The sequence below is a fragment of the Morganella sp. B601 genome (assembly GCF_051172335.1).
GTDB classification, from domain to species: Bacteria; Pseudomonadota; Gammaproteobacteria; order Enterobacterales; family Enterobacteriaceae; genus Morganella; species Morganella morganii.
Genome location: NZ_JBPIZE010000008.1, coordinates 68,665 through 81,704, shown reverse-complemented (window position 1 = coordinate 81,704; position 13,040 = coordinate 68,665). Strand labels below are relative to the sequence as shown.

13 protein-coding genes are annotated in these 13,040 nt (G+C 52.6%); 3 read left to right on the top strand and 10 right to left on the bottom strand.

Annotation, left to right across the window (positions count from 1 at the left end):
• Positions 1-175: 175 nt before the first annotated feature.
• The 3 genes from ACSBQN_RS17325 to ACSBQN_RS17315 all read right to left on the bottom strand — a co-directional run bounded on the left by ACSBQN_RS17325 (position 176) and on the right by ACSBQN_RS17315 (position 3,458).
• Entirely contained in the window at positions 176-1,576 is a 1,401-nt protein-coding gene (locus ACSBQN_RS17325) for a nucleobase:cation symporter-2 family protein (protein ID WP_024473687.1), read from the bottom strand.
• Between the two features lie 320 nt (positions 1,577-1,896).
• Complete coding sequence (gene tehA, locus ACSBQN_RS17320) at positions 1,897-2,889, bottom strand: dicarboxylate transporter/tellurite-resistance protein TehA (protein ID WP_201893623.1); 993 nt, start codon at positions 2,887-2,889, stop codon at positions 1,897-1,899.
• A 107-nt stretch (positions 2,890-2,996) separates the two neighbouring features.
• Positions 2,997-3,458 carry a hypothetical protein gene (locus tag ACSBQN_RS17315; protein WP_024473689.1) on the bottom strand — a complete coding sequence of 154 codons (462 nt, stop codon included), beginning with the start codon at positions 3,456-3,458 and terminating at the stop codon, positions 2,997-2,999.
• Between the two features lie 121 nt (positions 3,459-3,579).
• Here ACSBQN_RS17315 and ACSBQN_RS17310 point away from each other — a divergent pair, with 121 nt between their 5' ends.
• A complete protein-coding gene (locus ACSBQN_RS17310; RefSeq protein ID WP_024473690.1) occupies positions 3,580-4,023 on the top strand; it encodes a DUF411 domain-containing protein in 444 nt (147 codons plus the stop codon).
• Here ACSBQN_RS17310 and ACSBQN_RS17305 read toward each other — a convergent pair.
• The 3 genes from ACSBQN_RS17305 to ACSBQN_RS17295 form a co-directional block, all read right to left on the bottom strand.
• Positions 4,017-4,925 carry a LysR family transcriptional regulator gene (locus tag ACSBQN_RS17305; protein ID WP_024473691.1) on the bottom strand — a complete coding sequence of 303 codons (909 nt, stop codon included), beginning with the start codon at positions 4,923-4,925 and terminating at the stop codon, positions 4,017-4,019. The two genes, ACSBQN_RS17310 and ACSBQN_RS17305, sit on opposite strands and share 7 nt — an antisense overlap.
• A 63-nt stretch (positions 4,926-4,988) precedes the next feature.
• Positions 4,989-5,948 carry an acetyl-CoA carboxylase carboxyl transferase subunit alpha gene (accA, locus tag ACSBQN_RS17300; protein WP_024473692.1) on the bottom strand — a complete coding sequence of 320 codons (960 nt, stop codon included), beginning with the start codon at positions 5,946-5,948 and terminating at the stop codon, positions 4,989-4,991.
• A 102-nt stretch (positions 5,949-6,050) separates the two neighbouring features.
• The gene (locus tag ACSBQN_RS17295) at positions 6,051-7,454 is read right to left on the bottom strand and encodes an MFS transporter (protein ID WP_024473693.1); all 1,404 of its coding nucleotides are present in this window, start codon (positions 7,452-7,454) and stop codon (positions 6,051-6,053) included.
• 89 nt (positions 7,455-7,543) lie between these two features.
• On the opposite strand from ACSBQN_RS17295, the gene ACSBQN_RS17290 reads away from it, so the two are divergent.
• Both ACSBQN_RS17290 and ACSBQN_RS17285 read left to right on the top strand, forming a co-directional pair.
• A complete protein-coding gene (locus ACSBQN_RS17290; protein ID WP_004236684.1) occupies positions 7,544-8,203 on the top strand; it encodes a helix-turn-helix transcriptional regulator in 660 nt (219 codons plus the stop codon).
• Positions 8,204-8,241: 38 nt separating this feature from the next.
• Positions 8,242-8,670: a TOBE domain-containing protein gene (locus ACSBQN_RS17285; RefSeq protein WP_004236685.1), complete on the top strand. Its 429-nt coding sequence runs from the start codon at positions 8,242-8,244 to the stop codon at positions 8,668-8,670.
• 59 nt (positions 8,671-8,729) lie between these two features.
• Here ACSBQN_RS17285 and ACSBQN_RS17280 read toward each other — a convergent pair whose 3' ends face one another.
• The 4 genes from ACSBQN_RS17280 to selA are packed head-to-tail and all read right to left on the bottom strand — an operon-like array spanning position 8,730 to position 13,034.
• Entirely contained in the window at positions 8,730-8,963 is a 234-nt protein-coding gene (locus ACSBQN_RS17280) for a GT-D fold domain-containing glycosyltransferase (protein ID WP_024473694.1), read from the bottom strand.
• Positions 8,917-9,768 carry a hypothetical protein gene (locus ACSBQN_RS17275; RefSeq protein ID WP_241770879.1) on the bottom strand — a complete coding sequence of 284 codons (852 nt, stop codon included), beginning with the start codon at positions 9,766-9,768 and terminating at the stop codon, positions 8,917-8,919. Before ACSBQN_RS17275 ends, ACSBQN_RS17280 begins: the two co-directional genes overlap by 47 nt.
• A gap of 24 nt (positions 9,769-9,792) precedes the next feature.
• Positions 9,793-11,655, bottom strand: a complete 1,863-nt coding sequence (gene selB, locus ACSBQN_RS17270) for a selenocysteine-specific translation elongation factor (protein WP_024473696.1) — start codon at positions 11,653-11,655, stop codon at positions 9,793-9,795.
• Entirely contained in the window at positions 11,652-13,034 is a 1,383-nt protein-coding gene (gene selA, locus ACSBQN_RS17265; RefSeq protein ID WP_024473697.1) for an L-seryl-tRNA(Sec) selenium transferase, read from the bottom strand. Before selA ends, selB begins: the two co-directional genes overlap by 4 nt.
• Positions 13,035-13,040: the final 6 nt, after the last annotated feature.

Genomic DNA, 13,040 nt, shown 5'->3' with positions numbered 1-13,040 from the left:
AATAGCTATATTTATAACTTATACTGTATAGATTAAAAACAATAAAATATCAATAAAATTAGTTAATTCTGTGAAATAAAAATAACTTTTATACATTATGGTTAGATTGAATCTTAAGCTGCAATATATAGCTATTTAGTAGCCCGGCAGATACATAATATCCGCCGGATTTTTATTAAACTTCCTCTTCCCTCACAGATTCTTCAATATCGTCCGGTTCGGTTTCCTTACTGATCGGAATAATTAAATTCAGAATAATAGCGGTCACTCCGCCCATACAGATCGGGTTTTCTGCCAGCGCGTAAAGGGATGTCGGCAGGACGTGGAAAACCGCCGGGTCATAAGAGACACCCAGCCCCAGGCCCAGCGAGGTCGCCACAATCAGGGTTTCGCGGCGGCGCAGACCGTTGGACAGAATAATACGGATCCCGGCAATGGCAATCATGGAGAACATCAGTGTCATCGCACCACCCAGCACCGGTGCCGGAATCGTCGTAAAGAACCAGCCGATCCCCGGAAACAGCCCCAGGATCACCAGGATAACCGCAATGATTTTCCCGACATGGCGGGAAGCCACCCCGGTCATCTGAATAACCCCGTTGTTCTGGGCAAAGGTAGTCAGCGGCAGAGAACTCATCGCGGAAGCCGCCACAGACACCAGACCATCCGCCATTACCCCGCCTTTCAGACGGGACTGGAATTCCGGCCCCTGAATTTTCTGCCCGGACACCAGCGCGGTTGCCGTCAGGTCACCGACCGCCTCCAGCACACTGAGCAGATAAATAATGGCGACCACCAGGAAGTGAGCGAAGTTAAACGAGAAACCATATTTAAACGGTACCGGGATCGTGATAAACGCGGCTTTGCTCATCTGACTGAAATCCACCATCCCCAGGAACAGGGCGCAGATATAACCGACAATCAGCCCGATCGCGATCCCGCCCATACGCAGCAGCGGGCTTTTACAGCAGTTAAACCCGATGACAACCAGCAGAACCAGTAACCCGACACCGATATTCTGATAATCACCGAAGGTGCCGGAGGACTTGGCGGAGAAACCGCCACCGAAATCGATAATCCCGACTTTTATCAGGCTCAGCCCGATCATCAGAACCACAATACCGCTGACTGTCGGGGTGATGACACGGCGCAGATAGGGCAGGATAAAAGACGATCCCACAACTAAGAATGCACCGGCAAACGAGATACCGAAGATAGTGGACAGTAACAGCTCTTCATCGACACCATCAGCCCGCATGCTGGTTCCGATGGCAATCATCACTGTCACAAATGAAAAGTTAACGGACTGAATCGATAATAACCCCGAACCGACCATGCCGTAGCGGTTTACCTGCAGCCAGGTGCCGACACCGGAGGCGATCATAGCCATGGAAACAAGATACGCATTGGTTTCAGACGATAGCTGTAAGGCCGTGCCGACAATCAGCGCCGGTGTGACCATCGGAACGAAAATGGCCAGCAGATGGGTCACGGCACCAATAATCGCCTGTAAAAACGGGGGTTTATCTTCGAGCTGGTAAATAAGATCAGATGCTGTGTTTTGTTGATCAGACATCTCTTCTCTCCTGTACGTGAATTTGACTATCTGACTCTGTTAATAACTATCTGTTTTATTTAGGACTCTTGTGGAGAACAGACGGCTGTCATGCAATCTGTATCAACAGATAAAGCAATAACCACACCAGGAGGGCGGATTAGCGGGGAGAAGGGTTATAAAATGTGATTAATAACGGAATTTTTGATCACTTTGTGAAATTGTTCACTATTCATACTGAACATCTCACGATAACGGGGTTTTTCAGTGCAGATATCATTATGAGAATAATGATTAATAAATAATCAAATTGATAACCGCCGGGAACCGGCGGCTGAATATTAATTCTCTTCGCGGATACGGGCGCGGGTGATTTGCTTTCTGACCAGAAGGCGCAGTGAATTCACCACCAGCAACAAAATAAAGGCATTGGAAAAGATAAACAGAACGAATGCCAGCAGGTGAATAAATTCATTATCTGAAGACATACTGATATTCAGAGAGGATTTTGCCAGCGCCGACACACCGAATGAAAAACTCCAGAATGACAGGGTAAATGCCTGCTGTGTAAACCAGGGGATGAGCCGGATCATAAACACCAGTTGCAGTAGCCCGTAGCCGAGCAGCATTTTGGCAAAGAAATCAATATGATTCTGGTTTACCGCCAGATAGGCGCTGCATGCCACCAGCGCCGGAGCCAGCTGAATACCGAAAGAAAGGCGCGATTTTTCATCCATCAGCCCGTCACTGCGGATCCGTTTCAGAATCGCCGGTTCCAGACTCAGCCAGGAGAAAACCCCCGCACCGAAAAAGAGAATACCAAGGTCGGTAAAACCGAGTGCGCCGCACGCCATGGCGCAGATAAAATTATTGGCGACAGTTGGCAGATAGAGCACCGGGGTGGTTGCCGCTTTCGGGTATTCCCCTTTCCACTGGGAGCCGACCAGCCACGCGGCGTAAGACAGTTGTGCTACTGCGCCGAGGGCAAATAATCCGGTGGAAAACAGCGGGAAGTATGGCGTCAGCCCCATCGCCACCAGTACAGTGGTTGCCGGTAACAGGCTGGAGAACCCGCTGGCTACCGGATGACGGAACTCGTCGGTCATTTTTTCCGGAAAACAGAGACTGCGGATAATAAACAGAGAGATCAGCACCAGCCAGACCGCACAACCGGCACCAATAATCACCTCACCGATGATTGCCGGATACCCCTGCTCAGCCGCTGCATAACGCCACGCCATCCCGGTGCCGATCAGCCCCAGAACCATGCCGAAATACCCGGCCGAAAACCGGGAAGAAACGGATTTAATCTTATTTATCAGTGTAATGCTCATATCTGTTCTGCTCTGTCATCATACAATCGCCGGAGCGGCAGCTCCGGGGACTAAATAATAATACAAATTTTATAATTTATTTTGATAAGAGTCATTCTGTATACATGTTAAATCACATCATTTTTTCCGGCAGTTCCCGGTACCAGCCCTGCCAGTCCCCAGTGATGGGTGATCTCACGGATAATCAGTAAAAACGCCGTGAATTGTTTGTCTGACGGGAGTGATGTTGATGATACCGGGCTGCCGCTGATAACATTCACGATCTCATTAAACGCGCGTTCTATTTCCTCAGTGGATAAGAAGCCCGCTTCATCACCGGTAAGTAAATAGTTTAGCCGCGGATCCGGGCAATGCAAAATCAGGTCTCCCGCCGGTAATGCCGCCCGCGCCGGGATAATCCGGTTTTCAATATGCTCAATTGCCACTTCCGCTTCATAAGCTGTTACCGGCGAGTGTTGAAAAACAAACCCGTCAATCACACTGTCGCCGAGCGGAAGCCGCACATCAGCTTCCGCAGAAAAAATCCGGGTTTCTGTTGCTGTTATCTGTAATGTCAGGTGCGTTACCATTATGACCTCCGTTTAAACCTTTACACTTCTCCGCATAACTATACGTTCCCCGGTATTGACCTTCCCCTAAGGTAAACCATTAACCTCATCATTATTATCCGACTCATTACAGGGAATACCGATGAAAAAATCCGTCTGGGCGTTATCTTTATTATTAACCACACTCTCTGCCGGTGCCATGGCAGCGAAAGGAACCGTCACTGTGTATAAATCCCCGACCTGCGGCTGCTGCGGCCAGTGGGCGGAAGGGGTGGAAAAAGCCGGTTATGATGTGGAAACCAATATTATTCCGCAGGCACAGCTGGAGAAAATGATGCTTGATTCGGGTGCCACCGCAAACCTGATGAGCTGTCACCTCGCCACGCTGAACGGCAAATATGTGATTGGTCACGTCCCGGCGGACAGCCTGGATGCCATTAACACACTGCCGGAAAGTGCCAAAGGAATTTCGGTTCCGGGAATGCCGGTCGGCAGCCTCGGCATGGAATATAAGGATATGAAAGAGCCGTATGATGTGATCGCCTACGATGCGGACGGAAAGCAGACGGTATTCCGCAGCTACTGATTTTTATCCTGATCCCGCAGCGAACTTTCAAGAAAATGCAGAAATTTGTCGACAACCGGTGACACCTCACGGCGGCTGACATAGACGGCTCTCAGTTCGATGGGAGCCGGTTCTTCATTCAGCCGGACAGCCTGTAATGTACCGTCACGGAAAGCCTGCTGACACAAATGTGTGGTCAGAATCGCAAAACCCAGCCCTTCAACAGCCGCCGCTGCTGCCAGTGCAGCACCGTTAACCTGATAGCGGCTGTTAATGCGCACAGTCAGCCATCCGCCGTCCGGTTTACGGAAAATCCACGGCTGACCATTCAGGGCACTCAGGCTGGAAATACAGGGCAGCCGGGGCAGCTCAGCGGCAGAAACCGGAATACCGGTCCGCGCCAGTAATGACGGAGCTGCCACCACCACACACGACCAGGACTGAATCAGACGGCTGTGATAACTGCTGTCTGCCATCTCCCCGCGCTGATAAGTCAGCAGCAGATCGATATCATCACTGATAATATCCGCCGGGGTCAGCTTTGTATCACACCGGATCTGCAAATCCGGATGCAGTGCGGCAAAACGGGCCAGTACCGGCGCCAGCATTTCCCCGCAGCCTTCACCGGGCACTGTCAGCCGGAAACAGCCGGTCAGCACATCATCATTGCGGATCTGTGAAAAAGTTTCCCGCAGCATGGAGTCCGTTTTTCCGGCGCACTGATACAGTTGCTGTCCTTGTGCTGTCAGGCGCATACGCCGGGTTGTCCGTTCAATCAGGCGGCAGCCGGTCTGGGTTTCCAGCTGTCTGATGGCCCGGCTGACATTGGACGACGGCATACCCAGCCGGGTGGCCGCACCGGTAAAACTGCCCTGCTCCGCCACCGCCAGAAAAACCGGCAGTAAATTCAGATCGACCGCCATGACAGCGTCCCCGTTGTGAGAGATATTCATCCCTATTGTTATCACAAACAGGTTAATCTGTCCTCAGCAATAGCCGAAAGACATTAATTTCTGATAGCGCTGCGCCAATAATTCGTCTTCCGGTAAGGCGGATAACGCCGCCAGATCCTGCAACAGCTGCTCACGCAGGTTATCCGCCGCCTGCTGATAGTTGCGGTGAGCGCCGCCCGCCGGTTCTGGAATAATGGTATCGATAATACCGAGCGCCTTCAGGCGCGGGGCGGTCATCCCCATGGTTTCAGCAGCCTGCGGCGCTTTATCCGCGCTTTTCCACAGAATAGAGGCGCACCCTTCCGGCGAAATCGCCGCATAGGTACTGTATTGCAGCATATTGATACGATCGCCGACCCCAATCCCCAGCGCCCCGCCGGAACAGCCTTCGCCGGTGATGGAGCAGATAACCGGGGTTTTCAGCCGCGACAGCTCAAGCAGGTTACGGGCAATCGCCTCCGCCTGTCCGCGCTCTTCCGCACCCACGCCGGGATAGGCACCGGCGGAATCAATAAACATCAGCACCGGCATATGAAAACGTTCGGCCATTTTCATCAGACGCAGTGCCTTGCGGTAACCCTCCGGTGACGGCATGCCGAAATTGCGCAGTAACTTTTCTTTGGTATCCCGCCCTTTCTGGTGACCGATAACCATCACCGGACGGCCTTCAAGGCGAGCCAGCCCGCCGACAATCGCCTTATCATCGGCAAAGGCGCGATCACCGGCAAGCGCCTGAAAATCCGTAAAAATAAGACTGATATAATCCAGGGTATAGGGCCGCAGCGGATGACGGGCCAGCCGGACAATCTCCCATGCGCCGAGATCCGCGTAAATCGATTGGGTCAGTTTTTCGCATTTTTTCCGCAGGCAGGCAATTTCATCATCCGGATCAAACCCCAAATCACTGCTGCGCTCTTTAAATGACTGCAATGCGGCGATTTTTTCTTCCAGCTCAATGATTGGTTTTTCAAATTCGAGATGATACTGAGACATAGCGGACATTACCCTGACAGAAAACATCCGGTCAGTGTAAAAAAACGCCGGAACGGGATACAGTCCTCATTCCGGCATACACTATTATCAGAAACGGGATAATCAGCCGTAAGAAATGGCCGCACAGCGACGGGCGGTGAAAATCGCAATCAGCGGGGCAATGGCCAGTAACATCATCAGCCAGTAGGCTGAAGACATCACACCCGTCAATGTACCGTCATTGAAACCATTGACGTTAACAATCATTCCCGCCAGCGCCGCACCCAGTGCCGTGGCAAAAAGCTGCACGGTGGTGATGGAAGCGGCGGCGATCTCTTTATCCGCAGGTGTGGCCACCTGTAAAATCCGGGTCAGCAGATGCGGCCAGCCGAACCCGATCCCGAACCCGACCAGCGATAACCCCAGCAGGATCGGCGACATAATGCCCCATGTACCGGCAGACGGTACAGAGAGTGTCAGTGCCAGCAGAACCAATCCCGCCAGCACAAAAACCGGCCCGAGCAGAATACTGGCGCGCATTTTCGCCCCTTTCCATCCGGCGCTGATGATCTCACTGACAGTCCAGCCCAGCGCCATCAGTGCACTCATATAACCGGATGCCAGCGGCGACTGACCGTGCAGGCGCTGCAGGAAGTACGGCACGAACACTTCACAGGTCATCCCGATAGCCAGCAGAGAGATAGTGATGTACAGCGCGGCATGATGGCTGCCGCGCCGGAAGGTGTTTTCCGGCAGTAACCGGATGCGGCTGCGCTGCTCAATCAATGCAAGCACAATCAGTAACAACAGCGAGACCACCACGCCGCCCACATTCAGGAACACATCCGGACTGAGACTCCCGGCAGAGACCACCAGTACAGCGGCAGTCAGTAATGTCAGCTGGATCAGGGGAAGACGTGGCCGGGTGCCGTCATCTTTCTGCTTTCTCGGCATAATCGTAAGCAAAAAGAGCCCATAGATGACCATCAGCGGCAACATCACACCAAAAGCAAAACGCCAGGCGTTTAACTGGGCAAAAATACCCCCGACTGCCGGACCGACCAATGTGGCAACACCCCACATTCCGGAAATCAGTGCCATGGCTCTCGGCCACAGCGCCGGAACATACACTAAATTGATCATGGCATAAGACAGTGCGAACATAACACCGCCGCCGAAGCCCTGAATGGTGCGCCCCAGCAGCATAATCTCCATCCGGGGAGCCAGTGCACAGGCCAGGCTGCCGGCGAAAAAGGCCACCACCGAGATAAGGTAGGCGATACGGGCACCGTATACGGCAAGCAGCCGGGCGGAGAGTACAGAACCGATAATGGATGCCGCCACAAACAGTGTGGTATTCCAGGCATACAGATTCAGGCCGCCGATATCAGCAACAACGGATGGCAAAATGGTGGTCGCCATTAAGATATTAACGGCGTGAATAACAACACCGAACGAGAGAGCGATTGAAATCGCAGCGTTTTTCCCTGAGAAAAGGTCACGCCAGCGGCTGTCATCGGGCAACATAGAACCATCCTTTAGTCTTGTGATACTTTGCTGAATACGATAAATTAAACAAGAATTAACTTGGATAAATAAATACCGGGCACGAGAATATGTCAAGAACTAACCTGGAAAGCAATCTCAGTTCCGCACAATCTGTCGGAGAAAAATTGCTTATTCTCCTGAAAAAGCATGGCCCGATGCAGGCATCCGAGGCCGGGGAACACCTGGGTACCACCGGGGAAGCTGCCCGTCAGCAGTTTACCAAACTGGCCCGGGACGGTATGGTTGAGGCACATTCCGAATGCCGGGGTGTCGGCCGTCCGGTGCAGCGCTGGCACCTGACCGCACTGGGCAATAAACGCTTTCCGGATTGTCACGCGGAGCTGACGGTCAAAATCCTGACCACCATCCGCCGCGAACTCGGTGAGGATGCTATCGGCAAAATTATTACCGCCCGTGAGAACGAAGCCCGCCGCGACTATTTTGATAAACTTCAGGGCGCGGAAACTCTGGAAGAACGCATTATCCGCCTCGTTGCCATCCGCACAGAGGAAGGCTATATGGCGCAATGGGAAAAAGAACCGGAAGGAAGCTGGCTGATTATTGAAAATCACTGTCCTATCTGCTCCGCCGCCCGCATGTGTCAGGGATTCTGCCGCGCCGAGCTGGAACTCTTTCAGACAGTTTTAAATGCAAGTGTGGAACGGGTCGAATATTTACTCACGGATTCTCGCCGCTGCGTATATCGTGTGATACAACAGGAAGATTAACCATTTCAGTTAATCACTAAAAGGAAAGAGGTCACACAATGAAAATTTCCGCACGTAACCAGCTCACCGGTAAAGTCTCCCGCGTTGTTGCCGGCGCTGTTAATAATGAAGTGGAATTAACACTTGAGCATGGTGAAATTCTGACAACCGTCATCACCAAAGAGAGCTGTGACGTATTAGGGATCCGCGAAGGAAAAGAAGCGGTCGCGATTATTAAAGCGCCGTGGGTGGTACTGGCAAATCCGGATTGCGGCCTGCGTTTTTCCGCCCGCAACCAGTTCCGCGGCAAAATCAGCAAAATGGTGAACGGTGCGGTCAACAGCACGATTCATCTGAGAACCGAAAAAGGGCTGCCGCTGACAGCGGTTATTACCAATGAAAGCCGCGACGAAATGGAATTACATGAAGGTAATGAAATTGTCGCACTGATAAAAGCTTCCAGCGTTATTTTAGCCACTAAAGCCTGATTCCGGCATACCGTGCAAAACAGGCCGCATTTGCGGCCTGTTTTATTATCTGCCGGTCATTACTCCGCCTGAAGCTGTTCAGGGAAAACCGTATTATAACTGCTGACAAGATTACCGATATCCAGCGCTGTTTTACCGTTGTCTGCCAGCCTTGCAGATAGCACTGTACCTGCCGGGCCCGCCGCAACCAGAAAGAGATCAATCTCTTTTTTCATCAGACACTGTTCGGTCAGCAGATCAATATCATTATAAGCATCGGTGTCTTTTACCCGCCCAGATATCCATCCAGGCATCCGCCAGTTTTTTGCCAAACTGATAAAAACCGTCCTGAGTCGTGGCCCGGCTATCACCGTAAACCGGTTGATCAAGATAACATTTTGTCAGAAACCAGTACTGAGACCAGAATTTAAGCCATGAATCGCTCTCAGTCTGCATACCCGGAAAACACACCAGTGTATTGTAATTACCGGTGCTGATATTCCGTAATTCATACATCAGCATTTTATTTGCTTTCTGATAATAAACACCTTTTTCCTGCATCAGCACGATTTCGTCATTATCATAGCGGGAAAAACCGCACTGCTGCTCTTTTATCCGCTGTACCGTTTCCAGCGCGGATAAACGCTTTCCTTTAAAGAAATGACACATGTCATCCAGCGTTTTATTCAGCAGATCACGGTACTGATGAGATTCAATCGCACAGGCCAGTTCCGTCTGTTTGCGGGCATAAAAATCGGCAGCGATATCATTATAAAAACCGATGATATCATTGGTAATTCCGCGGGCTATCGAGACGGTATCTGTTTCATCCAGCGGGATCCGGCTGAATTCATATTTTTTATTCCGGCCGTCATAAATCAGTGTTTTAAAATCAAAATCACGTTTAAGGCTCTTCTGAAAAAGAACCAGAGATTCATAATCCCTGAATACCAGCCAGATATTTCCCCTGAAATCAATATCGAGCGCAACCTTAAATGCCCCCGTTTCAATTTCGATACAGGCTAATTCCCAGCCATACATTTGCGCATTTCTGACGTAATAGCTCGTGAATTTCTCTTTATTGAATTCACTGACAAAATTTTCCAAATCGATCTTCATGTCTTAAATCCTTTTTGAAGAAAATCAGAATAGTCCCTCATCCCGCAAAATATGTTTGTCCCCTCTGCGGCGGGTAAAACCGGTCCTGTCAAAAAACTCCAGAATCTGTACGGCCAGCTTACGCCCCATGCCGTATTTATCCCTGAATTGTGCCGCGCCGATACCTTCTTCATGTGTCTGATTATATTCACGGATAACCTGCGCGAATTCCGTGATTTGTGACCGGTGATAATAGCGGTCAGGCACAATCGCCATGATATGACCCAGTTGTGCGGCTTTTTTCAGAAACTGACGGGCAGCGATTTCATCAATACCGAGTTTAACGGCCAGATCACGAACCCACCACGGCTCCTGCTGAAACAGCGGTTCCGCACTGTGCCAGAGCGCGCCCTGAGCCGGATCGAAAGCCAGACCGAATCCCGGCAGATGGAGCCAGCCACGGGTTCTGACAATCTGTTTTTCATCCAGTAATTGTGTAATAACCGGAAATACGATGGAATCAGAAAGCACCGGTAATGCCATCCGTTTCAGCCGGTCACGGCCGACGCCCATCTGGTCGCTGTGTGACTGATGATAATCCGCCAGAGTAGCCAGCAGAATGGCTTTTGCCGTTTCAACCCGTTGTGCCGAAAGGGCATAACCGTCGTTGATCAGCAGATTCAGCCCGTCAGTACATTCCGCCAGTTTTTCCTCTGTCAGCTGCCGTGCCCAGGCAAACACCGGCAGAGAAACCTCCCCGCGCGGCAGTTCGCACATCAGGACATCACGATCATCCTGTGCCGCTGCCCGTTCTGATAACCACGCCAGAAATTCCGGACGGCGTTTTCCGCGTCGCGGAGAAGACAAATTCAGCACCCGGGCGCCTGCCAGTGTGCGCTGCGCACTGATATCGCGCAGGATCAGCCGGTCTTCTTCCGTCAGCCAGAGCGGGGTATCAAGGGTGATTTCCGCCAGCAGCGGACGGGTGTTATCGTCACTCAGGAGGGAAACCCGCCCGGTGATATGGCTGGCGCCGTGGTGAATATGCACCGGCTGCCAGCTTTTCAGACCTTCATCTGTTTCAATTTCCGCCAGAATGCGGTGTGCGGACTGCACCGGTTTTTCACTCAGCAGCCAGTCGCCGCGGGAAACCGTCTCTTTGCTGACATCCCCGCTCAGGTTAATCGCCACGCGGTCACCGGCCTGAGCCTGTTCCTGCTGACGGTTCTGGGCATGAATACCGCGCACACGGACAGATTTATCACTGCCGGTCACCCATAATGTGTCACCGGTGCTGACACGCCCGGCCAGCGCGGTACCTGTCACCACCAGCCCCGCCCCTTTGACACTGAAAACACGGTCAATCGCCATCCGGAAACGTTTTTCTGTCCGGCTGTCTGAGGCTTGCTGCTGATGGTGCAGACGCAGATGCGCCCGCAGTGCATCCAGCCCTTCGCCGGTATGGGATGAAGTGACAAAGACCGGGCTTTCCGGCCAGCCGTCAGATAACAGCAGTTCTGTGATTTCCTGCCGGACTTCCTCAACCCGCTCCGCCGGGACGCGATCTGCTTTGGTCAGCACCACAGAGATTTGCGGACGGCCTGCCAGGCGCAGAATCGCCAGATGCTCGCGGGTCTGAGCCATTACCCCGTCGTCACAGGCAATAATCAGCAGGATATGGCGGATCCCGCCGATACCCGCCAGCATATTGCCGAGAAACTTTTCATGGCCCGGCACATCCACAAAGCCGATAACCGTATCATCATCCTGCGGCCAGTAGGCATAGCCGAGGTCGATGGTCATTCCGCGTTTTTTCTCTTCCGGCAGATGGGTGGTATCCACGCCGGTTACCGCCTGAATAAGAGCCGTTTTTCCGTGATCAACATGGCCGGCTGTAGCAAAAATCATGGTAACAGTGCCTGTAAAAGTCGGTTTTCATCTTCAAGGCAACGCAGATCCCACCACAGACGCCCGTCACTCACCCGCCCGATCACCGGAATGGTCAGCTGACGGTGAGACTGCGTCAGGGTGGCTAAGGCGCTGCCTTTTCCGTTTTGCGGGGTAAACGTCACTGCCCAGCCGGGCAGGCGTTCCACCGGCAGGGATCCGCTGCCAATCTGCGAGGAGCAGGGCTCTGCGCGGATCACCCATTCATCACCGTAATATGCCTGAATTTTCGGCACAAGCCGTTGTGCCATATCATAAATATCGTCAGCAGACCGGGTGAGCAGGCGCAGTGACGGCAGTGTCTGCGCCAGTTTTTCCGGACGGCGGTACAGAAGAAGCGTGGCATCCAGCGCCGCCAGAGTCATTTTATCTGCCCGCAGGGCGCGTTTGAGCGGATGGCGCTGTATTGCCTCAATCCACGCTTTTTTGCCGAGAATAATCCCCGCCTGCGGCCCGCCGAGCAGTTTATCACCGGAGAAAGTCACAATATCAATGCCCTGCGCAAGATAGCGCTGCGGCATCGGCTCTTCCGGCAATCCCCACTGTGTCATATCAATCAGAGCACCGCTGCCGAGATCAATCACTGACGGGATAGTATATTCCCGGCCGAGTTCCGCCAGTTCCTGCCCGGAGACCTCTGCCGTAAAACCTTCAATATGATAATTACTGGTGTGGACTTTCATCAGCAGCGCAGTCTGCTCACTGACGGCATTTTTATAATCATGCAGATGGGTCCGGTTTGTGGTGCCGACCTCAACCAGACGACAGCCCGCCTGGCTCATCACTTCCGGCACGCGGAAGGCACCGCCGATTTCCACCAGCTCACCGCGGGAAACAATCACTTCCCGCCCGGCGGCCATCGTCGCCAGCACCAGTAATACCGCTGCCGCATTATTATTGACGATACAGGCCGCTTCCGCGCCGGTCAGCTGACACAGACGCTCCGCGACAATGCTGTCGCGGTGACCGCGCCCGGCATCATCAAGGGAATATTCGAGTGTGACCGGCCAGCGCATGGCATTGGTCACTGCCTCAATAGCCGCTTCCGCCTGTAATGCCCGGCCGAGATTGGTGTGCAGCACTGTACCGGTCAGGTTTATGACCGGCCGCAGTGCTTCCCGCTCGCCGTTCAGGCGCCGGGACAGTTCATCCGCCCAGCAACCGTGCCAGTCCGGCAACTGCTGCCGCTCACGGATCGCGTCACGCGCATCATCCTGCATCTCCCGCAGCACACCGACGATACAGGTCTGTCCGTACTGTTCTGTCAGCGCGGCAACCGGTGTTTCATGTAATAACCCGTCAATGGCAGGTATCTGACTGTATAATGCACGTTCGTTCATAGCGGA